Here is a 23518-nt window from a genome sequence, read left to right on the forward strand (position 1 = left end):
CGCCCTTTTCACAGGCGCAAGATATGATTTATCTATGGTCACTGCTGCTGCAATTAAGGCATTTGCCCATCAGTTGGGGTTCCATCGGGTGGGGATTGTGGATTTGCGCACCTATACCCCTGACCACCCCTCTGGCGTTGCCGCCCTCCAACGCTGGTTAGCCCAAGGCTTCCAAGGAGAGATGGCGTGGATGGCCAACCCTCGCCGCCAAGAGATTCAAGCCGTGCTGCCGGGAGCGCAATCGGTGATTTCCGTTGCCCTCAATTACTACCAGCCCGATCCCCAGCCGCCCCCGAAGGCGAAAATTGCCCGCTATGCTTGGGGACGAGACTACCATCGCGTCTTGGGAAAACGCTTGCAAGCCTTGGGGCAATGGCTTCAATCGCAGGTGCCAGATATGACCTATCGCTGGTATGTGGATACAGGCCCTGTGCAGGATAAAGTTTGGGCAGAGCAAGCGGGGATTGGTTGGATTGGCAAGCACAGTAATGTCATTTCGCGGCAGTATGGCTCGTGGATTCTCTTAGGAGAGTTAATCACCACGTTGGAGTTGACGGGCGATCGCCCCCACACCAATCATTGCGGCACCTGTACCCGTTGCTTGGTCGCCTGTCCCACTGGCGCCATTGTTGAACCCTATGTGGTGGATGCCAACCGCTGCATTGCCTATCACACGATCGAAAACCGTGCCCCCGAACTCCCCCCCGCCATTGCTGCTCACTTAGAAGGCTGGGTTGCCGGCTGTGACATCTGCCAAGAGGTGTGCCCTTGGAATCAGCGCTTTGCTCAACCCACGGATGTGGCCGACTTTGCCCCGCGATCGCCCCTCTTGAATACTTCCCCCGAGGAACTGGCCACCCTCAGTGATGAAGCATGGGATGAACTCACCCGTGGTTCTGCCCTACGGCGAATCAAACCCGCCCAATGGCGCCGCAATGCCCAAGCGGTGCTGTCTGGCAATCGGTATGATTGAAAGTGATTCAATGCGGAGGCTCACCTATGGTTCGACGACGCTCCACTCCTTGGATTCATCGTTGGTCACGCTGGTTGATGAGCGGGGTTGCCCTTGCTGGGATGGCAGTGACTGCCTACCTGACGATCGCTAAGTTGACTAACCAAGAGGTCTCTTGTCCCACCGCTGGCTGTGATATTGTCCTCAATAGCCCTTGGGCAACCGTGTTTGGCATTCCCCTCTCCCTCATTGGGTTTGTTGCCTATACGGGGATGTTGTCGTTGGCGGCTCTGCCCCTGTTGTTGAACCAGTCGCAGCAAAAAGAACTCCGCCGCAATGCTGAAAACACCACTTGGCTTTTGCTCTTTCTGGGGGCAACGGCCATGGCCAGCTTCAGCAGTTATCTAATGTATATCTTGGTTACAGAGATTAAGGCCACTTGTCCCTATTGCATTGCCTCGGCCATCTTTAGCTTTACATTTTTGATCTTGACGATTATTGGTCGTGAGTGGAGCGATCGCGGTCAACTCTTTTTCAACGGCATCATTGTTGCTGTGATTACCCTTGTGGGAGTCTTTGGCATCTACAACGCCCGCATGGCTAATCCCGACGGCCCCGGCATTCCCATTACCAACACTTCAGGTCCTGCAGAAATGGCTCTGGCGCGGCATTTGACCAAAGTAGGGGCAGTTATGTATGGTGCCTACTGGTGTGGCCACTGCCATGATCAAAAGGAACTCTTTGGTAAGCAGGCAACACGGGAACTTAACTATGTCGAATGTGACCCCAATGGTGCCAATCCGCAGGTGGAACGCTGCCGTGCTAAGGGAATTCAGGGCTATCCCACTTGGGAAATCAATAATCAGCTCTACACTGGTACGCGATCGCTGAGTGAACTCAGTCGCTTAAGCCAATACACAGGCCCGATGAACTTTAAGAACCAATAGGCGTAAGGAACCGCAGTGATAGAATGAAGCCAACAGGGCGCTATGCAGGTTTTTTATGCTTTCTATTGATACCCTCGCCGAACCCGCCAAGGCTCCTTTTGCCACACCCCCTGCCCTTGCCAACATCTTAGTGGTTGAAGATGAAGAGCTGATTCGGGAAACCCTTGTCCTTGCTTTGCAGGAGGAAGGCTACCATACCCTTGTGGCCAGCGATGGTTATGAGGCGCTCAATCTCATTAATACCTATCTCCTGATGGATCCTAATCCTGAAAATGCAGAGGTGCATTTAATCATCTTGGATGTCATGCTACCGGGCATCAACGGATTAGACCTGTGCCGCTTAATTCGCCATGAAGGGTGCACAGTTCCCATTCTCATGATCAGTGCCAAAGGGAGTGAAATTGATCGAGTGGTTGGTCTTGAAATCGGTGCCGATGACTACTTGGCGAAGCCCTTTGGCATGCGAGAGATGCTGGCGCGCTGTCGTGCCCTATTGCGGCGGACGCAAATTCAACAGGCCACGGTGCCAACGGTTCTGCGCTTTCGCGATCTCTGCCTCTATCCCCAAGAATGCCGCGTAACGCTGCGGGGCGAGGAAATCAATCTCTCCCCCAAAGAATACAAACTGCTTGAGCTGTTTATGCGCCACCCCCGCCGTGTTTGGCCACGGGAGCAGTTACTGGATCAAGTGTGGGGGCATGACTTTATTGGCGATAGCAAAACCGTTGATGTCCACATCCGCTGGTTGCGGGAGAAAATTGAAACCGACCCTAGCCATCCCCAGTACATTCTTACGGTGCGGGGGTTTGGCTATCGCTTTGGTTGAGGGTCAGTAAAACAATCGCCATCAAGGCTGCTGGTAGAAGGAGCAATAAGGCAATTACACCGAAAGTTGGCGGCAAGGGATGGAGGGGCGCCGCAAATTTAATCCCTAGGGACATGAGCAGCGACACAAGCAAAACCACTGATAACCACCTCAGTTCTGACAGCCAAGGTGCCATGTTATTTCTCCACCGCTAGGGCAGCTTCAAGGGCAGTGGCCATGATGGCCGTGGGTGCAGGTTGGCCAATCCAGTATTCCAAGGCTGCGGCTCCCTGATGCAGAAGCATAGCAAGGCCGTCGAAGGTTTGCAGTCCCCGTGCCATCGCTAATTGCAAAAGAAGGGTAGGACGAGGTTTGTAGATGAGGTCATAGACAACGGCGGAGGTGGGCAATTTTGCCAAATCCTCGGCGGTGAGGGGGGTGGCGCCAGTCTGGGGACTCATGCCAATGGGGGTGGTATTGACCACAAGACTAACTTTCTCCAAGCACGTGGCACGCTCTGGCCATGGGAGGGGATAAAGGGTCATCTGGGGCCAACTGGCCACAAAGACCTCTAACCGTTCTGCTTGGCGACCACTGATATAGATCTGCCGACAGCCCAAGTCATAACAGGCCGTGACCACGGCGCGCGCGGCACCTCCATAACCCAAGACTAACACGGCAATCTCTGACCAAGGGTAGGATTGTTGCCGCAGCGGTGCTAGGAAACCATGCACATCGGTATTGGTTCCCACCCATCCCTTTTCACTGCGATAGACGGTGTTGACCGCCCCCACTTGCTGCGCAAGGTCGCTGACATCTGCCAAATAGGGAAGGATGGTTTCCTTGTGGGGAAGGGTGACATTAAAGCCAACAACGTTCAGAGCCTCTAGGCCAGCGATCGCCCGCTCCAACTGCGGTGGTTTGACCCAAAAGGGCACATAGACATAGTTCAGCCCCAAATGCTCCAGCGCGGCATTGTGCATTGCCGGTGAGAGGGTATGCGCAATCGGGTCGCCAATCACCCCCAGAAGCTGGGTGTGGCCAGAGATCTTCGGCATCCGCCCCTAGACAGCCTCGTGATCTTTTTCGCTTGTACGGATGCGAATGACCTGCTCCACAGGGGTGACAAAGATCTTACCGTCGCCAATTTCGCCGGTGCGAGCCGCTTCAATAATTTTGGCCACGACCATGTCCACTTGATCGTCTTCGACAACAATCTCAACTTTTAACTTTTGTAAAAATTCCACCGTGTACTCGGAACCACGGTACCGTTCCGTTTGCCCCTTTTGCCGCCCAAAGCCGCGTACTTCGGAGACCGTCATCCCGACAATACCCGCATTGACAAGGGCGATCTTGACTTCATCCAGTTTGAAGGGACGAATAATGGCTTCTACCTTTTTCAATGTCAAACTCCTTCTCTATGGCAATGGGCTAATTTTTATTTAGCACTGGTGAAAGACTATATCGTGTAACAATGATTACATTATCCTCGATCCTCAAGCGATCGCTCGCGATGGCTCCAGAAAATAAGCTCTAATAGGGAAGGTGATTGAGAGGGGATGAAGCATGGGGTGGCAGCGACCCGATGGCCGTCAACCACAGGAATTGCGATCGCACCGGTTTCAGCGGCATTTCACCCAATTTGCCTTAGGATCAGTCCTCGCTCAAGCAGGGCAAACCCAAGTGCTGTGCACCGTCAGTCTCCAGGAAGGGGTACCCAAGTTTTTAGAAGGCACAGGCCAAGGCTGGCTCACCGCCGAGTACCGTATGCTGCCCAGTGCCACGCGGCCACGGCAAGAGCGAGAATTTCTCAAACTCTCTGGACGCACCCAAGAAATCCAGCGTCTCATTGGTCGCAGTTTACGTTCGGCCTTGGATTTGTCTCTACTGGGGGAGCGCACACTGATTGTGGATGCCGATGTGCTCCAAGCTGATGCGGGCACGCGATCGCTGGCAATTACGGGAGGCTACATTGCCCTTGTGGATGCCGTCAGTACCTTACTTCAGCAAGGGGTACTCAGTGAATCTCCCCTGTGTCATCAAGTGGCAGCAGTCTCCGTGGGGTTGATTGACGGCGAACCCTATTTGGATTTGAGCTACGCTGAGGATGTCACTGCCAGTGTAGACTTCAATGTGGTGATGACCGCCAATGGTCAATTCATTGAGGTTCAAGGCACAGCAGAGATAGGTTCCTTTGATCGGCCAACCTTGGATCGCCTTCTGGATGTCGCCAGCCAAGGGATTCAAGAACTCATTGAGATTCAACAGCACGTCTTAGCTGCCAGCCATGAGTGAGCGGGCTATTTACCTCGGACACATCGTCAAGTCCAACTCCCACTGCGATTATGTGGCGCAACTAGTGGATCGCTTGGATGTGCCCCACCCCCCCGCCCCAGAAGACTATGGCTTTGGTCGTTTTGTCAAACTAGAGGATGAGCAGCGCCACTGGGCAGTCGGCGTCATTTACAACTCTCAACTGTTGAATCCCCAGTTCCATCAGATCAGCCCTCGCCTCACCACTAGTGCTGACACCTTTCTCAGTCCCGATTTAGTCAGTGAAACCCGCACACTGCTCTGGATTGCCCTTATTGGTCATTTAGTGGCTGCGGAGGGTCAGACCTACGGCCAGCAGGGGATGCCCACCCTTGTGGTGCCTGTGAATACGCCTGTGTGGCAATTGACAACCACTGAGGTACTCGCCTTTCATCGCAATGCCCAAGGTCAAGCCCAGTTTCGTTACTATGCCCATTTGTTACGCTCAACGGGGAACTATGCAGCACCGCTGTTGGCGCAAATTCTGGAAACAATTACGCCCCTCTTCAGTGGCACTGAGCAGCGATCGCTCGAAATTATCCGCAAAGAGTTGGCTTGGCGGCATACCCTAGGGAGCCTGCGCTAAGACTGGACACAGAAATTAGGGTTTTGCAAATAAACTTCATGAAAATTCCTATGCAATAGTGACAAATGAGCGATACATCTGCTAAGGTCGTTAAGTGTGTGAGGAGCGAACCAGTTAAGGGCACCGAGACGAAACGCGGCCAGTCGTCGGTGCTCTTTCTGATCTTGAGGCTATGCTGGCACGGGTTTGGACTGCTGCGGTTCTAGGAATTGATGCGATTCCCGTCGGGGTCGAAGTGGATGTTTCCGGCGGCTTACCGGGGATTGTCGTGGTCGGTTTGCCCGATGCGGGTGTGCAAGAGGCACGGGAGCGCGTTAAGGCGGCGATTCGCAATGCGGGTTTTAACTTCCCGCTGCGGCGCATTGTGGTGAATCTCACCCCCGCCGATTTACGCAAAGAAGGCCCAAGTTTTGATCTTCCTATCAGCGTGGGAATTCTCGCTGCTTCAGGACAGGTTGCAACGGATTTACTGGGTGACCATCTTTTTCTCGGCGAAGTGTCCCTCGATGGCACCTTGCAACCGGTGGCAGGGGTACTGGCGATCGCCATAGCGGCCAAAGCCCAAGGAATGACTGGTCTCGTGGTGCCCATGGCCAATGTGACGGAAGCAGCGGTGGTACGGGGCCTAAAGGTCTATGGTTGCCACACCCTTGCCGAGGTAGTGACTTTTTTGAATGACCCCAGCTCGCGATCGCCGGCAGCCAATTCCCTCAGTTCTCCTGCCCCACCCTCTCCCCGTTTTAGCCTCGACCTCAAGGACGTTAAGGGGCAGTACCAAGCGCGGCGTGCCCTAGAAATTGCGGCGGCGGGCGGGCACAATCTCATCTTTGTCGGGCCACCGGGCAGTGGTAAAACGATGTTGGCGCGGCGGTTACCGACCATCTTGCCGCCCTTGACGTTTGAAGAAGCGCTGGAAGTGACCAAAATTCACTCCGTGGCTGGCTTGCTCAAAGAGCGGGGGCAATTGATCCAAGAGCCTCCCTTTCGGAGTCCTCACCACTCTGCCTCTGGGCCTGCCCTTGTGGGGGGCGGCAGTTATCCACGTCCCGGCGAAATCTCCCTTGCCCATCGCGGGGTGCTCTTCCTCGATGAATTGACGGAATTTAAGCGGGATGTGTTGGAGTTTTTGCGGCAGCCCCTTGAGGATGGTCAAGTCACCATTGCCCGCACCCGCCAATCGGTGGTGTTCCCGGCGCAATTTACCCTCGTGGCGAGCACCAATCCCTGCCCCTGTGGTTACTATGGCGATCCGGTGCAACCCTGTACCTGCTCGCCGCGCCAGCGAGAACAGTATTGGGCAAAGCTCTCTGGCCCCCTGTTGGATCGCATTGATCTGCAAGTGAGTGTCAGCCGCCTCAAGCCCGAGGAAATGACCCGCCAAACCCTAGGAGAAGATTCAGCCACAGTACGGCAACGGGTCTTAGCGGCGCGATCGCGAGCCCAGCGGCGGTTTGCCGAAGAACCCAGTCTTCACTGCAACGCCCAAATGCAAAGCCGCCATCTGCGCCAGTGGTGTCGTCTTGATGACGCTTCAACAAAGCTCCTCGAGGAGGCGATCGCCAAGCTGGGGCTATCGGCACGCGCTACAGACCGTATTCTAAAAGTAGCCCGCACGATTGCTGATTTGGCCGACTGTGAAACGATTAGTGCTGCCCATGTGGCCGAAGCCATCCAATACCGCGCCCTTGATCGTCTGCAATAGACGCTGCTGGTTCGTGCTGCTGGGTTTCTTAGCCCTGCTGCTCATCGGCTGTACAACGGCAACCCAATCCGAGCAGCCCATTGAACTGATCTTCTGGCATGGGGTCAACCCACCTCCCAACCGCCTTGTTCTGCAGCGCCTCGTGGATCGCTTCAATGCTCGCCATCCCCAGATTCATGTCCAAGCCCTCTACATCGGCCAACCTGATCAGCAGTTGCCGAAAATTCTGGCCGCAGTGGTGGGCAATGCCGCACCGGATCTGCTGTGGTATAATCCCACGATTACGGGTCAATTTGTTGATCTAGGTGCCCTGCGTCCCCTCGATGACTGGTGGCAAGCCTCTCCCTACCGCGAGCAAGTCAGTCCTGCCCTGATACCCACAATGCGCTACGGCGACCATTACTGGTCAATTCCCTTTGCCACCAACAACCTTGGAATTTTTTACCGTCCTAGTTTATTTGCGGCGGCTGGCATTAAAACACTGCCCACCACCTGGGGGGAGTTAGAGCAAGTCAGCCAAACCCTAAAAGCACAGGGCATCACCCCCCTGCTCCTTGCCCTTGGCCAAGGGGAATTTGCTGTCTTTACTTGGTTGCCCTTCTTTTGGAGCGCCGGTGGTCGTCTCGGCAACACACCAGAAACCGCCCACATTGACACCCCGCCCGCGATCGCTACCCTTGACTTTTGGCAACGCCTGCGACAGGAGGGCTTAGCTGTGCTCTCTGCTCCTGAACGGGGCTATGAATTGGATCAATTTATCCGTGGTGAAGTGGCCATGCAGATCACAGGGCCTTGGACATTGGCGCAACTCCAGCAGTCGGGGATAGATTTTGGGGTTTTGCCCATGCCTGCCCTCCAGACCCCTGCCACTGCCCTAGGCGGTGAAAACCTCTTTGTCTTTCGCTCAACGCCGCAGCGGGAGCAGGCGGCTCTGGAATTTTTGGACTATGTCCTCAGTGAAGAATTCCAAACAGCATGGGCCTTGGGCACAGGGTATCTGCCGGTGAATGAACGGGTGCGTGCCAACGATCGCTATCAGGTCTTTGTAGCACAGCAGCCGGCCCTCCGTGTCTTTTTGGATCAGATGGCCACCGCCAAGGCGCGCCCCAACTTTCGGGGCTATGCCCGTTTTTCGCAAGCCCTCGGGCGAGCGATCGAAAGTGTTCTCCTTGGCAAATCAACCCCCAAGGCCGCCGTAGAAACTGCAGAACAGCGGTGGCAACTCATGCGCCCCCGCTAAAAGAGACTGCTTGCCGCCTTAACCATATTGACAGGCCGAAAGGCATCCATTGCCGCCGTCGCCTCATAGCCACAGTGCACCATGCAGTCACGGCATTTGGGATTGCCACTCTTGTGGCCGTACTTCTCCCAGTCAGTGTTTTCAATTAGTTCCTGCCAGGTTTTGTAATGCCCCTCATTGAGCAAATAGCAGGGCTTCTGCCAACCTAAGACGCTATAGCTAGGCATCCCCCAAGGGGTACACTCATAGTCCTTCTCCCCCACAAGGAAATCTAGGAACAGGGGATTGTGGTTAAAGTTCCACTTCTTTTGACCCGCACGGTAGGGGGCGAGGATTTCCCGAAAGAGGGCGCGGGTTTGCTCCCGCTTGAGGAAGTGCTCCTGATCCGGCGCCCACTCATAGGCATAGCCCGGCGAAATCATCATGCCATCCACCCCTAGGGAACTGACAAAGTCAAAGAATTCCTGCATTTCCTTGGGGTCTGCGCCTTCAAAGATTGTCGTGTTGGTGGTGACACGGAAGCCCTTGGCTTTAGCTGCTTTAATGGCTTTCACAGCCGTGTCAAAGACCCCCTTGCGGTTCACACATTTGTCGTGCCAGTCTCGCAGACCATCGAGGTGAACGCTAAAGCTAAAGTAGGGGGAGGGCTTGAACTTGTGAAGATTTTCCTCCAAGAGAATTCCATTGGTACACAGATAGACAAACTTGCGCCGTGCCACTAGGCCATTGACGATTTCATCAATTTGCGGGTGCAGCAGCGGTTCTCCGCCGGGAATAGCGACAATCGGCGCCCCACATTCTTCAACAGCGCGGAAGCATTCCTCCGGGGTGAGATATTTGCGCAGGACTTCAAGGGGATGCTGAATTTTACCGCAGCCCGAACAGGCCAGATTACAGCGAAAGAGAGGCTCAAGCATCAAGGTGAGGGGAAAGCGCTTTTTGCCCTGTAGGCGTTGTGAGATGATATAAGTCGCAACTTCCACTGCCTGCTTGATGTGGACTCCCATGGGCAATTCTCCTCAATGTGGCTAATTTTTTAGCCAAGAAGCTTAATCAATATTTATAGTTGTAGCAGCTTTGTAGGCGATCGCTAAAGTGTCCTATCAGGTTTGCGAAGTGGCACACTATCTTCCTGAGGTTCTTAATTAAAGGCGGATGAGCAGCGACGGTGAAAATTTTTGCAAAATCCCCTAGCCAATCTTGACAGCGATACATATGGTCAGCAATCATTAAAGTACTGTAGAAGCAACTCCTTTTGCTTAACCTCCATCGCCCAAGAAATCCAAGGTTAGGCATAGATTCTAATTAGGGCTGGCATGGGGTGACATCTTTTCCTTCTGCAAGTCGTGCAGAGCCTTTTAGGTATCACCACAGTTGCATTTTGCATTCCAATGCCAAGCCACCTCTACAGAATCCCTTTTCCCAACCATCTTAAAGCCAAACTTGCATCTGTCCCTTAGAGGGGCAAGAGCGGCTGGATACAGGGCTAGATACCTTTAGCTAGTTCATGCTGACGTTTATTCTGTTAAGAAATTCTAAGGATAATGAATGCCTAAGCAAATCATTATTGCCGAGGAACATCGGCTAGCGGCGGTCTTTGCCGAAGATCAAATTCAAGAATTAATTGTGGCCACAGGAACCCATCAAGTGGGGGACATCTACCTTGGCGTGGTGGAAAATGTCCTACCCGGCATTGATGCTGCCTTTGTCAACTTGGGGGATGCCTCCCGCAATGGCTTTATCCACGTCAGTGACTTGGGTCCATTGCGTTTGAAGCGAACTGCTGGGGCAATTACGGAATTGCTCGCACCGCAGCAAAAAGTGCTGGTTCAGGTGATGAAGGAACCCACAGGCACCAAGGGGCCACGGCTGACGGGAAATATTTCCTTGCCTGGGCGTTATCTCGTGCTGATGCCCTATGGTCGAGGGGTGAATCTATCGCGACGGATTACCAACGAAGCGGAACGGCATCGCCTACGTGCCTTGGGCATTTTGGTCAAGCCTCCTGGCATGGGACTACTGGTGCGCACAGAGGCCGAGGGGGTCTCCGAAGAGGCGATTCTTGAGGATCTGGAACTCCTGCAACGGCAGTGGGAAACCATTCAACAGCAGGCCGCCTGCAGCCGTCCTCCCCAGCTTCTGGGGCGCGATGATGACTTTATCCAAAAAGTGCTGCGGGATGTCTATAGCAGTGATGTCAACCGCATTGTCGTGGATACCCCAGAAGGCGTCAAACGGGTCAAACAGCACCTGAAAAACTGGAATGTTAATAAGCCCGTGGGGGTTCTCATTGACTATCACCAAGAACCGATTCCCATCTTGGATTACTTCCGGGTGAATGCCGCCATCCGTGAAGCCCTTAAGCCCCGTGTGGATTTGCCCTCCGGCGGCTACATCATCATTCAACCCACAGAGGCTCTGACGGTCATTGATGTTAACTCCGGCTCCTTCACCAGTTCAGCCACCTCGCGGGAAACGGTGCTGTGGACAAACTGCGAAGCGGCGACAGAAATTGCGCGTCAGTTGCGGCTGCGCAATATTGCGGGCGTGATCATTGTGGATTTTATTGACATGGATTCCCGCCGCGATCAGTTGCAACTGCTGGAGCACTTTAGTAAAGCCCTGCGTGCCGATAAGGCTCGCCCCCAGATTGCTCAACTCTCAGAACTGGGACTGGTGGAGCTGACCCGCAAACGCCAAGGGCAAAATATCTATGAACTCTTTAGCCGTCCCTGTAGTGCTTGCGGTGGCTTGGGTCACTTGGTGCACTTACCGGGTGAGCCGGAGGATAGCCCCGGCGAAATTGTCGAGCGATCGCCCATGCCGCGTCCACCGGAGCCACGCCGTAGTTTAGAACCCCGCAGTGAACCCAATGGGCTTGCCCCTAGCAGCCTAGAAACTCAACTCATTAACCACCCTGACTATCAAGCAGTGGGGGGAATTCGTCCGCGTTCCTCCCGTCCTTCAGCGCCTCGTAGTCCGCGCCGTACGACCGAAAATGGCAATGGCCGCAAGGTGATTCCCACGCCCCCAGAAACAGCACCCCCCCCCGTGGTCAAAGGGGAGAGTCGTCCCCCGCGCCCTGCCCGTCCGAACCGACCTGAACCAGCGGAGGTAATTACGGTAACAATGACGGATCAAGAGCAGGCGGTCTATGCGGAAATGGGAATTTCCCCCCTTGTGCTGTACCCTGAAGAGGTGAAAAATCCTCGGGGGACGATTGTGATGGTGGCACGCCCCGGTCAAGATCCCCTACCCCTGCCCCAGAAAACGGCGCGACCGGTCAGTGAGGGACTGGCTGAGGAGGTCCCAGAGAGCAGTGAGGAGCCGCCCTCCCCAGTGGTTAGCACGATTAACGTGGAGCCGATTCCTGCCACCGCGCTGCTCAAGACCAAGGAGCCAGAAGTCACGACCGAGACTGAAGCCGGCGGAGAAACATCCACCCTAGAGGCCTCTGTGCCTGCAGGTCGGCGGCGGCGGCGACGGGTGACCAGTAGTGAGCAACTCTCCCTTGATGCCAACCCTTAGGCGCAGTAATGTTAGGACAACTCCACCCTGCCCTCATCCAAGAATGGCTTGAGGCGGCTGCAAGAGAGATTCCTAAGGGGGAACCGCTGCAGCGGCTACCGAGGGCGGAGTCTGAGGCCTTTGCCTTTGCAGTGGCAACGCCGGAGCAACAGTTTACCCTAGGGTGTTCTAGTCTGCACTTTCCGTTGATGAGCGCGATTAAGCCCTTTTTACTGCTGTACGCCTTGACGCTATGGCAAGAGCAGGTGTGGACATGGGTAGGGCAGCGCCCCTCGGATTACCCCTATAACTCTGTGTTGCAACTCACCCTTGATCAGGGGTGGCCACGCAATCCGATGATTAATAGTGGGGCGATCGCCCTTGCTAGCCAGTTGGCTCATGTTGGCGGTGTCGCGGTCTTTCAAACTTGGCTCAATGAGTGTGCGGGTACGCAGTTACAAGTCGATCAGGAGGTTCTAGGGGCGGTTCATCGCCATCCCAATTGGCAAAATCGCACCCTTGCCCACTTTTTAGTGGAGGCTGGACGCATTGCTGATGCGGCTGTTGCCCTTGAGATCTACAATCAGGTGTGCTGTTTTCAAGGAACCATTGAGGAAGTGGCGCGCTTGGGCTTGCTTTTAGCGTTGCCCCATGCCAAGGTCAGCGATCGCCATCGTCAGCAGGTGAATGTGCTCATGCTCACCTGTGGCCTCTACGAGGACTCCCCCCGCTATGCTCTCGAAATTGGCCTACCCATGAAATCCGGTGTCAGCGGCGTAATCTTGGCCGTTGTGCCGCGACAGGGGGCGATCGCCTGCTACAGTCCCCCCCTCGACAGCAGTGGTAACTCAGTTTTGGGTCTATACCTGCTCCAGCGCATCAGCCGCCACCTCCGCCTCAGTCCCTTGGCTTAACTGCACCACCAAGCGGCGATCGGGTTCCTCGCCATAGCTAAAGGTTTCAAGGCGATCGCTTTCCGCCTTGATCAAGTGGTGCACAACACGCCGCTCTGCTGCTGACAGGGAGCGAATTTCAACAGGCTTAGCCGTGTCGAGGACTTGGGTCGCCACCCGATGGGCAATCTCCTGCAATTGACGATAGCGGGCACGGCGGTAGCCGGCCAACTCCAAGGTAAAAGCCGTTTGCTGCTCCCGCGATCGCCCCAAATTCAACGTGGCATTGAGCAAATATTGCAGTGCATCAAGGGCTTGGGCATTGTTGGCCAGCAGTGCCTCAATTTGGGCAGTACTCAGCAACCGGCGATCAATTTCCAGCCAATACCCTGGTACCACACCCGCCAATGGGGACTCCACCATGGCAACAGTTGTCTTAAAGCCGGCCAAAGCAAGCGCTTGTTCTAGCCACGCACACCCCGCAGCAATTGGATCAGCAGTCATGCCTCCCCTCAACTTGATGGATGACGCTTGGCCTTCGTGGCTTTGGTACTTTTGGCACCCTTACCCTCAAAGGGAAGCGCCGCTCGATTCTTGAGGGCTTCAGCCCGTTCCTGTTCCTCCACCAGTTTTTGCAGGTTCTCTGGCAGTGGCTCCTGCTGGAGGATAAAGGTTTGCACGGTCTGGAAGATGTTGGCTATTAGCATGTAGAGCAGCACCCCTGCCGGCAGCGGGAAAAAGAGGAACATTCCAGAGAAGATAATCGGGGTCAGTTGATTCACGGTTTGCTGCTGGGGGTTATTACTGCTGCCTTGGCCAGAGAGTAACTGGTTAACGTAGAGACTGACGCCAAAGCCAAGGATCATGATCAGGATATCCCAATGGATCGCACCCCAGTTAAACTGGCGCGTACCATCGGGCAGCGTGATGAATAGTTCCCCTTGATCAATGGCACCCACGTGGCCAAGGGCAGAAATAAAGAGAAAGCCCTTATCCGCGGCAATTCCCGGAATCGTTCCCTGAACCGTTACATCACCGGGTTGTAGGGCGTGCAGATGCCCTTCACTGTCAATCGTTGCCCGCTCTTGACCACGAATAATTTGCCACTTGGGTTGGAGGTGACTATTGGGATAGGCAGGCGCCAGTTCACTGAAGGGCTTACCCTCTTTGGTTTGAAACTGCAGATCCACCGTTTGACCCACAGGAATCTTGGTACCCGTAGGCACCACGGCTTGAATAGGGAAGTGAATTCCCTCATCAACATAGATATTTTGCGGCTTGGTGGCAAAGGGCTGGGCTAAGACGGTCTGATCGGCGGGAACAATTTGCAAGTTGAGTTGGTAATTGACATCAGCAAAGGGCGATCCGCGCAGGGTGGCAAAAAGGGCAAAGAGGATCGGCAACTGCAACAGCAGGGGGAAACACCCCGCCAAGGGATTGCCAAACTCCTTATACACCTCTGCCATTGCCTTTTGCTGTTCCGCAGGATTGTCCTTATATTTCTGTTGGATTTCCTGCATCCGTTTTTGCATGATCGGCTGCACGACTTTCATGCGCCGCATATTGCGAATGGATCCCGCACTGAGGGGATAGACGGCAAAGCGCACCACTAGTGTCAGCGCTACAATCGCAAGGCCATAGCTGGGCACAATCCCATAAAAAAAGTCAAGGATTGGCAGCATGACATTGTTGGAGAGGAAACCGATACCAAAATCCATGGAATCCTGCAATTAGGGGTGAACAGTGAACAGAACTATCTTAGGTCTTAAGAACCAATCGCGCCACTAACACTTTTGGCCGCTGGACTGAGTTTGGCAGAGATGTAGTCGTAAATTTCACGGAAGCGGGGGACAGCGCGCATTTCGAGGCGGCTACCATCTTTGAGAGTGACGACCATATCGCCGTAGGCGCCCCAGCCGCGAGGCACAGTAACAACTTTGGTGATTTCGCTATAAATGACATCGGAGCGATCGCGCCCCATCCAGCCGCCAATCACCGTAATTCGCCGATTTGTAATGCGGTAGCGCAGCCACAAGGCACGGACAATGGCACCGACTGTCAGGGGCAGACAGATCACCGTTAGCCCCAACAGCAAGTTGATCACTAAGTCACCCCAATGGGGACCGCCTTCAAAATAGACATCTTCGGAAATTCCCGGCATCGTCAGTACCCCTGCTTTGGCCATTAACTGCGTCAATTCAGCGCGACAGTCCTCGTCACTGACTTGCAGTGCCGCCTGACGCACTACCACAATCATATCCCACCCTGCGGCTATCTGCGGTAAGAGTGAGCGGATCACCCGTCGCCATTGCCGCTTCAAACGATTGCGATCGACGGCTCGCTTACTCACCTTTTTGCTGACCACAATGCCGAGCCGAGGCGCCGCCTTGGAGGACTGGGGCGCCAGCCAAAGAACGGCCAGTTTGCCGTGGTGGGCGGTTTTGTGCTGATAGATGCGGTCAAAATCATGGCGATCGCGCAGGCGATGTTGACGAGGCAACACTAGACGGTCAGGCGTGCCCGTCCTTTACGCCGCCGTGCCTTAATCACGTTCTGACCTGATTTGGTACGCATGCGGGCGCGGAATCCAGAGGTGCGTTTACGTTTGCGGACAGTGCCGCCCAGTGTACGTTGCGTCATGGCTGTTGCAGTTATGATGGTTGATCAGAAAAAACACTGCCCCAAGGGGCATGCCCTAGTCAGTCATTAGAGCGATCTACAATCGTATCACTTCCCGTGAGGCAGCGGTAGCCCTGCAAGGCTATTGCCGTCTTGATTGTGTTGCCTATGATTGCTCACATCCTACGGACGAGGTTTGTGTGATTAGCTCTGCCGAAGATCTCTGGCGCCAAATTTTAGAGCGGTTGCAACTGTTGCTCAGTCGCCCAACGTTTGAAACTTGGATTAAGACGGCAACGGTGCAGTCCTTCGATGGCCAGACCCTTAGGATTTGCACCCCCAATCCTTTTGCCCGCAATTGGCTGCAAAAGTACTATTTGAAAACCATTGCCGATGTAGCTCGGGAAATTGTCGGCGAGGCGGTGGAGATTGAGCTGGCGATCGCCCAAGGGGCAGGGCACGATACCAGCATTCGCCCCACCAGTCGTGCTGAGGTGGAATCACCCTCCCCGCCCACTCGCCATCGCGGCAGTGAACTGAATCCTAAGTATGTCTTTTCCCGCTATGTGGTTGGCCCGAATAATCGCATGGCCCATGCGGCCTGCTTGGCAGTGGCGGAATCGCCGGGGCGAGAGTTTAATCCCCTCTTTCTCTGTGGCGGGGTTGGCTTGGGCAAGACCCATCTCATGCAGGCAATTGGTCACTATCGCTTGGAAATTGACCCCAATGCTAAGATTTTCTATGTTTCTACTGAGCAGTTTACGAATGACTTGATTGCCGCCATCCGCAAGGACAGTATGCAGAGCTTTCGCGAGCACTATCGTGCCGCAGACATCATGCTGGTGGATGACATTCAATTCATTGAGGGCAAAGAATATACCCAAGAAGAGTTTTTCCACACCTTTAATACTCTGCACGAGGCCGGTAAGCAGGTGGTCTTGGCCAGCGATCGCCCCCCCAGTCAAATTCCCCGCCTCCAAGAGCGTCTGTGCTCCCGCTTTTCCATGGGGCTGATTGCCGATATTCAACCCCCCGACTTGGAAACCCGTATGGCCATCCTCCAGAAAAAAGCAGAGTACGAGAATATTCGCTTGCCGCGGGAGGTGATTGAGTATATTGCCGCCAGCTACACCTCCAATATTCGGGAATTGGAGGGGGCACTGATTCGAGCGGTGGCCTACATTTCTATTTCGGGGTTACCGATGACGGTGGAAAATATAGCCCCTGTCTTGAGTCCAACCACTCGTAAAATTGAAACCTCACCAGAAGTCATCCTGAAGGTAGTCTCTGAAGCCCTGAACGTGCCCATCAGCGATCTCAAGGGCAACTCTCGCCGCCGCGAAATCAGCATGGCACGCCAAGTGGCTATGTATCTGATGCGCCAATACACGGGCTTGAGTCTGCCGAAAATTGGTGAAGAGTTTGGCGGCAAGGATCACACCACTGTCCTGTATAGCTGTGACAAAGTGGCCGAACTGCAAAGGACAGATCCGGCAATGGGCAGCCTGCTGCGACAACTCAGCGATCGCATCAATTTGGCCAGCCGTCCCACAGAGCCATAGTGCCCAGCGCCTTCCTATGCCAAGATAAAAACAGTCTTGAAAGGGGCATGAATGCATATCCTCATTCCCGCCGCCGGCATGGGCAAACGCATGGGGGCAAGCCACAATAAACTGCGCTTGCAACTTTTGGGTAAACCCCTTTTGGCATGGACCTTGGCAGCGGTGGCTGCTGCGGAAGCAATTGAATGGATTGGCGTGATTGGCCAGCCAGAGGACTTTCCCATTTGGGAAGCAGTGCTTGGGGACTTGAACCTACGACAGCCCGTCCAGCTCATTGAAGGGGGTAAAACCCGCCAAGCCTCCGTGTTTAACGGCTTACAGGCACTTCCCGAAACGGCGGAGCAGGTGCTGATCCACGATGGTGCCCGCTGCCTTGCCACTCCCGATCTGATTAACCGCTGTGCCCAATCCCTAGAGACCTACGCAGGACTAATTGCAGCAGTACCTATCAAAGATACGATTAAAATTGTCAATCGTGAAGGGGTTGTTGTCCAAACCCCAGCGCGGGATTCCCTTTGGGCGGCTCAAACCCCCCAAGGCTTTCATGTCGAACCACTGCGCATTGCTCATGAAATAGCAGTGGCTAAAGGTTGGGAAGTTACAGATGATGCTGCCCTCTTTGAACGCTTGGGCTATGCTGTGCACATTGTTTTGGGCGAAGAAACCAATCTCAAGATAACGACTCCCAGCGATCTCCCCCTTGCAGAACGAATCTTGCAGCATCGCCGGGAGCAAGGCCAAAGCGTCATTGCGTCCTAGGCCAAGGTTTCAGGGCAGTAGCCCAAGCCTTGAATGAACTGTTTGCGAAATGCTTCAATGTCATCGTAGTTGGGGTAGCCGTGGGAAACGATCGCCACTTGATAACGGCGCATCACATCCACCATTGACTGGCCGGTTTCCAATGCCCACAGGGCCATTTTTAGCGAAATCCCCGGCGTGTAGGGGAATCCCAATTCGTTCAAGAAGGCGCGGAAATTCCCTGCTTGTTCTTCGGAGAGGGGCGAATTCATTTTGATGCGAATTACCCACCCATCGACTTGATGAATCACTGTTACAAACTGAACTGGTAGCTTGGCGTATTCATGCAAGAATTGCACAACCCGCAGGGTAAGGCTGGCATTGCTGAGGTGATAGATGAAATCCATAGTGTTGACCTCTTACCCTTGATACTTTCATTGTCGGTGGCATCAAGAGCGATCGCCGAGGGGAATTCTCCGCGACTTATTGGGGGAAACTCCCCATTCCTAGGATTGCGATAGGCGCTGCTGCGGTGTCCCCCCCAGCAAGTCATGGGCTGCCTGCAAAATTTTGGGAATCTTGTGCCGATGAGGGCTGTTTTGCAAACAGGGGTCTAAATCCAACTGTTTCACCTGTGCCGCATTGGCTCCCGGAAACCAGTGGCCGCCGTTGCCCAGCAAGTTATAGCGCATACGGGCATAGTCCAGTAAATCGTAGGCCTGTACCAAATTCCACAGCCAGAGAATAGTGGGGATATTCACTTCAGCGGGGGTGTGACGATAGTCTGGCAGTCCTTGATGCCAAGTGTAGTACCAGTCCTCCCCCAACCGCTCAATGGCGGCCTGCTCCAGCCGTGCCAAGATCGGGGGTAAAATCTCATCCGCCTGATCCAACAGATCGAGCACCTTGAGGTGTTCATCAAAATCACTGGGGCGAGCGGCGCCGATACTCAGGGTATGCACTTGGGGATGGGAAAGGCAAAATAGATCGTTGAAGACCATCGGGCTGAGGGGGGCACAGAGTTCCACAAGGCGTTGGGGTGGCTTGTAGAGCATCCCTCCCTTATCCGCAGGGCTAATGATAAAAACCCCCATATCGCGAGCTTGGGCATCGAGGATGGCGGGCCAATTCTGCTGATTGATGTAGTACCAGTGCAGGTTGACATAGTCAAACACATCGCTGGCGATCGCCTGGCGAATCACTTCTAGGCTACCGTGGGTAGAAAAACCAATGAAGCGAATCTTGCCCGCCGACTGGAATTCCCGCGCCACCTCTAGGCACCCCCCCGGTCGCAGCACCTGTTCGAGATGCTCAGGAAGGTTAATGCCATGGATGCCCAGCAAATCAATGTAGTCCAGTCGCAGATTGCGCAGAGAGGTTTCCAAGGTTTCCCGAAATTCCTTGGCCGTAGGTCGCGGACCCACTTTGGTTTGCACAATCAGTTTTTCCCGAGGCAACTGAGGCAGAATTTTGCCCAACTGGACTTCTGAAGTACCGTAGCCCCGAGCCGTTTCAATGTGGTTAATCCCTAGCTCCACGGCACGGCGAATCGTCGCTTCTAAATTGCGTTGATTGTCCTCAGGAATCGTACTGGGACTGACATCCTGCCATGAAAACTGATAGCGCATGCCGCCACAGGAAAAGACAGGCATCAGTAATTGGGTACGACCAAAGCGACGGTAGCGCATAGCTAACTAAATACACCTTTCTTTCTCATTGTGGCGGAATTGCCGCTCCTTCGCTAAGGGGCCGACCCAAGCCCCTCCACGGCGGCTGCTTTGGGCTACGCTAAAAGATAATGACAGCAATTCTTTATATGTCCCAAGGGAAAAGTCATTCTCTCTTACTGCTTCTTCTTTCCCTGCTGGTGACCCTCGGCCTTTTGGGCAGTGGTGCAGTGCTGGTGTTTCGCCTTATCCAGGACGGTACCCCAATGGGCAAGGGGGATCTCCATCAATCCACGTTTACCCAAGTGAAGAACGTCCCCAAGGGCGTGTTTAATTACGGCGGGAGCACCACTTGGGCACCGATTCGCCGTGATGTGGATCCGCTATTGCAAGCGGCTTGGCCTAACTTTCAATTGCGCTATGTAGATCCCCCCACCGGCACCCCAGGGTCGGGCAGCGGTATTCGCATGTTATTGAATCAGCAGCTCTCTTTCTCGCAATCTTCCCGCCCCCTCAAGGAGGAAGAGGTAGCCAAGGCGGCAGCCCAGGGCATTAAATTAACTGCCATTCCCGTGGCTATTGATGGGCTGGCGATCGCCGTCCATCCGAGGCTAGAGATTCTTGGTCTTACCGTGCAACAGCTGGTGGAGATCTACACCGGCAAAGTCACCAATTGGCAGCAGCTGGGCGGACCGAATTTAACCATCACGCCCTTTTCCCGCCGACCCGAAGATGGGGGCACCGTTGAGTACTTTATTCAAGAAGTCTTAGACAAACAGCCCTTGGGGCGCAATGTGGTCTTGGTTCGGGATACCACCGATGGCCTCCGGCGGGTTGCAGCCACCTTGGGGGGCATTTACTATGCCTCTGCTCCGGAGGTGGTGGGTCAGTGCCGTATCCGCCCGCTTCCCTTGGGTCGCCAAGACAATCAATATGTCCCTCCCTATCAAGAACCGTACGTTCCCCCCCAACGCTGTCCCCAAGAGCGCAACCGACTCAATCACCGTGCGTTTCAAGAGGGAACCTATCCGATTACCCGCCGCCTGTTTGTCATTACGAAGGAGGACAATAGCCTTGATGCCCAGGCCGGTCGAGCCTATGCGGATCTGTTGCTGACCGATCAAGGACAGGCGGCCATTGAAAAGGCAGGGTTTGTGCGTCTGCGCTAGGGGCGATCGCCTGCTGAACAGGGTTTTGCACGAAATCAACATTCTAATACCCCCACCCCAGATAATAGATCTTGCCACCTGCCTCTTATTCTGGAGCCATGACCTACAAGCGACTCAGTGACAGCGAACGCCAGCGTATCTTTCAACAGTACACTGCTGGACAAACCATCAAAGCTCTGGCAGCGGAATTTAGTGTTAGTGAAAACACGATTCGGCGTGTGATCAAACAAATGGAAGAGGAAGCGCCCCCCCTACTGGCCGTGGCCCCAACAAATGAAATGCCAGAGGAAGAGGATCTAGAAGATGTAGAGACGGCAAAGACCGTTGTCCTCGATGAGGATGATTATAGTGAGGATGACGATCTGGAAGACGAGGATGAAGAGGAACTTGAGGGGGACGTTCCCTTACCTGATCTTGCCGATGTCGAAGTGGTGCAGTCGGTGGAGGTCATTCCCCTTGCGGAAGCGGTGCTGCCCCGTCCCTGCTATGTAGTGGTGGATCGGCGCGCGGAACTGCTCACTCGTCCCCTAGAAGCCTTTCGTGGCTTGGGTGCCCTCTCCAGTGAGGAGGCTAAACAAAGCACCCTACCCATTTTCGATAGCCGCCCTGTGGCTTTACGCTATTCGCAGCAAAATCAACGCCTTTATAAAGCCAGCGATGTGCAATGGCGCAAGACAATTGTCAAAGTACCCGATGGGGAAATGCTGCGGAAAGTGCGCAGCTATCTTCAGTCCAAAGGCATTACGCGGTTGCTTTACCATGGGCGAGTGTATGCCCTTGATTAGGGTAAGCTAGGGGGGATGGTCATGACCACAGAAATTTCCTTTTAGGTGTCGCTCGTTTGGGTAAAACTTATATGAAAGCAATGATCTTGGCGGCTGGAAAAGGGACACGGGTGCGCCCGATTACCTACACCATTCCTAAGCCAATGATCCCAATTTTGCAGAAGCCCGTGATGGAATTTCTCGTCGAGCTCCTCCGCCAGCATGGGTTCACTGAAATTATGGTCAACGTCAGTCACCTCGCCCATGAGATTGAAAGCTACTTTCAGGACGGGCAGCGCTTTGGCGTGGATATTGCCTATTCCTTTGAAGGTTATATCAAGGATGGTGAACTGGTGGGGAAAGCCCTAGGCTCTGCGGGGGGGATTAAACGGATTCAGGATTTTCACCCCTTTTTTGATGACACATTTGTGGTGCTGTGTGGGGATGCCCTGATTGATTTAGACTTGACAGCCGCGGTGGCTTGGCACCGCCAAAAGGGAGCGATCGCCACCGTCATCATGAAAACAGTGCCCAAAGAAAGTGTCTCAAGCTATGGTGTTGTTGTCACCGATGAGTCTGATCGCATCATTGCCTTCCAAGAAAAACCCAGTGTTGAAGAAGCCCTAAGTAACAATATCAACACGGGAATCTATATTTTTGAGCCAGAAATTATCGACTATATTCCCTCTAACCAAGAGTATGACATTGGGAGCCAGCTGTTTCCCAAGCTCGTAGAAATGGGTGCTCCCTTCTATGGGCTAGCCATGGACTTTGAATGGATTGACATTGGTAAAGTGCCCGATTATTGGGAGGCAGTGCGCGGCGTTCTCAACGGCACCATTAAAAACGTGTCGATTCCCGGCCATGAGCGATTGCCGGGGATTTATACCGGACTGAATGTGGCAGTTAACTGGGATCGGGTCAATATCCAAGGCCCAGTGTATATTGGCGGCATGACCAAAATTGAAGACGGAGCGACGATTATTGGACCGACGATGATTGGCCCCAATTGCCACATTTGCAGTGGGGCGGTCGTCGATAACTGCGTGATTTTCGAGTACTCTCGCCTTGGCTCCGATGTCCGCTTGGTGGATAAGTTGGTCTTTGGTCGCTACTGTGTTGATAAAACAGGTACCACAATTGATTTGAAGGCTGCCGCCCTTGATTGGTTGATTACCGATTCACGGCAAACGGATATTCGGCCGAGTCCCCTCGAATTGCAGGAGATTGTATCCCAAACCTCACTTTAAGCCCATGACATTGGCAAATCAATTGCAAAGCGGTTTGACGCTTTTTTTGAGCCTACTGGTGGAGGCATTGCCTTTTCTGCTGCTGGGCATTTTGCTCTCCAGTGTATTACTACTGTTTGTAGATGAGCAGGCCCTGATTCGTCGCTTACCGCGATCGCCCCTCTTGGGCGCTCTGGTGGGCAGTTGTATTGGCTTTCTTTTTCCAGTGTGTGAGTGTGGCAATGTGCCCGTGGCGCGGCGATTGCTCGTTCAGGGACTGCCGCCATCCGTGGCCATTGGTTTTTTGTTGGCGGCACCAACAATTAACCCGATTGTGATTTGGGCAACTTGGACAGCCTTTCGCGATCAGCCAGAGATTGTCGTCTTTCGCGTCCTCTTCTCGCTGGCGATCGCCACCATTATCGGCTGGGTCTTTAGTTTTCAAAAGGATCTCACCCCCTTTTTGCAGCCCACGGTAACCAGTGTGATGCGTCGCCCCCAACCCCAAACAACGGCTGTTCCTGCCCTGCTCCAGTCGGGCACCTACCTCTTGGGAACGCCCGGCCAACCCCTTGCCATGGAAACCCTCACGCTTGCCCCACCTACTGCAACGATTCCTTGGCAGCAGCGTCTGCCCCAAGTCCTAGAAAATGTGGTGCAGGAATTTCGGGAATTGGGGGGAATTCTCGTCCTCGGTAGCCTAGTGGCGACAGTGATTCAGGTGGCTGCCCCCCGCGAACTCATCCTCAGCCTAGGCCAAGGGCCAGTGATCTCAGTTGTGGCGATGATGCTCCTCGGCACGGTGATTTCCATTTGCTCGACGGT

General features: G+C 54.2%; 25 protein-coding genes and 1 pseudogene. 15 read left to right on the plus strand and 11 right to left on the minus strand.

The genetic code is table 11. The features are described 5' to 3' along the window. Positions 1 to 34: 34 nt before the first annotated feature. From queG to ACK4HN_RS10895, 3 genes are read left to right on the plus strand one after another with little or no spacing between them, the layout of a single operon-like run. Entirely contained in the window at positions 35 to 973 is a 939-nt protein-coding gene (queG, locus tag ACK4HN_RS10885; protein WP_409869281.1) for a tRNA epoxyqueuosine(34) reductase QueG, read from the plus strand. 26 nt (positions 974 to 999) lie between these two features. Further along, the gene (locus ACK4HN_RS10890; RefSeq protein ID WP_409877638.1) at positions 1000 to 1899 is read left to right on the plus strand and encodes a vitamin K epoxide reductase family protein; all 900 of its coding nucleotides are present in this window, start codon (positions 1000 to 1002) and stop codon (positions 1897 to 1899) included. A 55-nt stretch (positions 1900 to 1954) separates the two neighbouring features. After that, positions 1955 to 2725: a response regulator transcription factor gene (locus ACK4HN_RS10895; protein ID WP_409869283.1), complete on the plus strand. Its 771-nt coding sequence runs from the start codon at positions 1955 to 1957 to the stop codon at positions 2723 to 2725. Here the strand turns inward: ACK4HN_RS10895 and ACK4HN_RS10900 are convergent. Genes ACK4HN_RS10900 through ACK4HN_RS10910 form a run of 3 tightly spaced genes read right to left on the minus strand, consistent with a single transcriptional unit; the run spans position 2691 to position 4107 of the window. Beyond that, positions 2691 to 2900, minus strand: a complete 210-nt coding sequence (locus tag ACK4HN_RS10900; RefSeq protein WP_409869284.1) for a hypothetical protein — start codon at positions 2898 to 2900, stop codon at positions 2691 to 2693. The two genes, ACK4HN_RS10895 and ACK4HN_RS10900, sit on opposite strands and share 35 nt — an antisense overlap. Before the next feature lies 1 nt (position 2901). Then, positions 2902 to 3762: a shikimate dehydrogenase gene (locus ACK4HN_RS10905; RefSeq protein WP_409869285.1), complete on the minus strand. Its 861-nt coding sequence runs from the start codon at positions 3760 to 3762 to the stop codon at positions 2902 to 2904. A gap of 6 nt (positions 3763 to 3768) precedes the next feature. Then, positions 3769 to 4107: a P-II family nitrogen regulator gene (locus ACK4HN_RS10910; RefSeq protein ID WP_250682482.1), complete on the minus strand. Its 339-nt coding sequence runs from the start codon at positions 4105 to 4107 to the stop codon at positions 3769 to 3771. Positions 4108 to 4270: 163 nt separating this feature from the next. On the opposite strand from ACK4HN_RS10910, the gene rph reads away from it, so the two are divergent. The 4 genes from rph to ACK4HN_RS10930 all read left to right on the plus strand — a co-directional run bounded on the left by rph (position 4271) and on the right by ACK4HN_RS10930 (position 8545). Then, positions 4271 to 4999, plus strand: coding sequence for a ribonuclease PH (rph, locus tag ACK4HN_RS10915; protein ID WP_409869286.1), 729 nt, complete (start codon positions 4271 to 4273; stop codon positions 4997 to 4999). Then, positions 4992 to 5603, plus strand: a complete 612-nt coding sequence (locus ACK4HN_RS10920; RefSeq protein ID WP_409869287.1) for a hypothetical protein — start codon at positions 4992 to 4994, stop codon at positions 5601 to 5603. Before rph ends, ACK4HN_RS10920 begins: the two co-directional genes overlap by 8 nt. A gap of 172 nt (positions 5604 to 5775) precedes the next feature. Further along, positions 5776 to 7305 (plus strand): YifB family Mg chelatase-like AAA ATPase, encoded by a 1530-nt coding sequence (locus tag ACK4HN_RS10925; RefSeq protein ID WP_409877640.1) that lies wholly within the window; start codon positions 5776 to 5778, stop codon positions 7303 to 7305. Continuing rightward, positions 7259 to 8545 carry an ABC transporter substrate-binding protein gene (locus tag ACK4HN_RS10930; RefSeq protein WP_409877642.1) on the plus strand — a complete coding sequence of 429 codons (1287 nt, stop codon included), beginning with the start codon at positions 7259 to 7261 and terminating at the stop codon, positions 8543 to 8545. The genes ACK4HN_RS10925 and ACK4HN_RS10930 overlap by 47 nt, the downstream gene beginning before the upstream one ends. Here ACK4HN_RS10930 and hpnH read toward each other — a convergent pair. Next, positions 8542 to 9552, minus strand: a complete 1011-nt coding sequence (hpnH, locus tag ACK4HN_RS10935; RefSeq protein ID WP_409853799.1) for an adenosyl-hopene transferase HpnH — start codon at positions 9550 to 9552, stop codon at positions 8542 to 8544. The two genes, ACK4HN_RS10930 and hpnH, sit on opposite strands and share 4 nt — an antisense overlap. A gap of 541 nt (positions 9553 to 10093) precedes the next feature. On the opposite strand from hpnH, the gene ACK4HN_RS10940 reads away from it, so the two are divergent. Both ACK4HN_RS10940 and ACK4HN_RS10945 read left to right on the plus strand, forming a co-directional pair. Further along, positions 10094 to 12073, plus strand: a complete 1980-nt coding sequence (locus ACK4HN_RS10940; RefSeq protein ID WP_409869290.1) for an Rne/Rng family ribonuclease — start codon at positions 10094 to 10096, stop codon at positions 12071 to 12073. Between the two features lie 8 nt (positions 12074 to 12081). Next, a complete protein-coding gene (locus ACK4HN_RS10945) occupies positions 12082 to 12966 on the plus strand; it encodes a glutaminase (protein WP_409869291.1) in 885 nt (294 codons plus the stop codon). Here the strand turns inward: ACK4HN_RS10945 and ACK4HN_RS10950 are convergent. The 5 genes and pseudogenes from ACK4HN_RS10950 to rpmH form a co-directional block, all read right to left on the minus strand. Then, positions 12913 to 13449: a protein jag gene (locus ACK4HN_RS10950; RefSeq protein ID WP_409854106.1), complete on the minus strand. Its 537-nt coding sequence runs from the start codon at positions 13447 to 13449 to the stop codon at positions 12913 to 12915. The two genes, ACK4HN_RS10945 and ACK4HN_RS10950, sit on opposite strands and share 54 nt — an antisense overlap. 8 nt (positions 13450 to 13457) lie before the next feature. Then, the gene (gene yidC, locus ACK4HN_RS10955; protein WP_409877644.1) at positions 13458 to 14663 is read right to left on the minus strand and encodes a membrane protein insertase YidC; all 1206 of its coding nucleotides are present in this window, start codon (positions 14661 to 14663) and stop codon (positions 13458 to 13460) included. A 47-nt stretch (positions 14664 to 14710) separates the two neighbouring features. Then, the gene (locus ACK4HN_RS10960) at positions 14711 to 15106 is read right to left on the minus strand and encodes a PH domain-containing protein (RefSeq protein WP_233838684.1); all 396 of its coding nucleotides are present in this window, start codon (positions 15104 to 15106) and stop codon (positions 14711 to 14713) included. 24 nt (positions 15107 to 15130) lie between these two features. Beyond that, a pseudogene (gene rnpA, locus ACK4HN_RS10965) lies at positions 15131 to 15448 on the minus strand (ribonuclease P protein component); the annotation flags it as partial. Continuing rightward, positions 15448 to 15585 carry a 50S ribosomal protein L34 gene (rpmH, locus tag ACK4HN_RS10970; protein ID WP_011056450.1) on the minus strand — a complete coding sequence of 46 codons (138 nt, stop codon included), beginning with the start codon at positions 15583 to 15585 and terminating at the stop codon, positions 15448 to 15450. The gene rpmH and the pseudogene rnpA, both read right to left, overlap by 1 nt. A 179-nt stretch (positions 15586 to 15764) precedes the next feature. Between rpmH and dnaA the strand changes: the two genes are divergently transcribed. Further along, complete coding sequence (gene dnaA, locus ACK4HN_RS10975; protein WP_409869293.1) at positions 15765 to 17126, plus strand: chromosomal replication initiator protein DnaA; 1362 nt, start codon at positions 15765 to 15767, stop codon at positions 17124 to 17126. 51 nt (positions 17127 to 17177) lie between these two features. Beyond that, a complete protein-coding gene (ispD, locus tag ACK4HN_RS10980; protein ID WP_409869294.1) occupies positions 17178 to 17885 on the plus strand; it encodes a 2-C-methyl-D-erythritol 4-phosphate cytidylyltransferase in 708 nt (235 codons plus the stop codon). Here ispD and ACK4HN_RS10985 read toward each other — a convergent pair. Beyond that, positions 17882 to 18271, minus strand: a complete 390-nt coding sequence (locus ACK4HN_RS10985) for a hypothetical protein (protein ID WP_409869295.1) — start codon at positions 18269 to 18271, stop codon at positions 17882 to 17884. The genes ispD and ACK4HN_RS10985 overlap by 4 nt on opposite strands. A 99-nt stretch (positions 18272 to 18370) precedes the next feature. Then, a complete protein-coding gene (locus ACK4HN_RS10990; RefSeq protein WP_409877646.1) occupies positions 18371 to 19552 on the minus strand; it encodes an aldo/keto reductase in 1182 nt (393 codons plus the stop codon). A 110-nt stretch (positions 19553 to 19662) separates the two neighbouring features. Here ACK4HN_RS10990 and ACK4HN_RS10995 point away from each other — a divergent pair, with 110 nt between their 5' ends. The 4 genes from ACK4HN_RS10995 to ACK4HN_RS11010 all read left to right on the plus strand — a co-directional run. After that, positions 19663 to 20700 (plus strand): PstS family phosphate ABC transporter substrate-binding protein, encoded by a 1038-nt coding sequence (locus ACK4HN_RS10995; protein ID WP_409877648.1) that lies wholly within the window; start codon positions 19663 to 19665, stop codon positions 20698 to 20700. A 98-nt stretch (positions 20701 to 20798) separates the two neighbouring features. Further along, the gene (locus ACK4HN_RS11000; RefSeq protein WP_409877650.1) at positions 20799 to 21485 is read left to right on the plus strand and encodes a helix-turn-helix domain-containing protein; all 687 of its coding nucleotides are present in this window, start codon (positions 20799 to 20801) and stop codon (positions 21483 to 21485) included. Between the two features lie 71 nt (positions 21486 to 21556). Further along, complete coding sequence (locus ACK4HN_RS11005; RefSeq protein ID WP_409877652.1) at positions 21557 to 22714, plus strand: sugar phosphate nucleotidyltransferase; 1158 nt, start codon at positions 21557 to 21559, stop codon at positions 22712 to 22714. A gap of 4 nt (positions 22715 to 22718) precedes the next feature. Further along, a partial coding sequence (locus tag ACK4HN_RS11010; protein ID WP_409877653.1) for a permease occupies positions 22719 to 23518 on the plus strand: 800 nt, incomplete at its 3' end.

Source organism: Thermosynechococcus sp., assembly GCF_046299655.1.
Taxonomy (GTDB): Bacteria; Cyanobacteriota; Cyanobacteriia; order Thermosynechococcales; family Thermosynechococcaceae; genus Thermosynechococcus.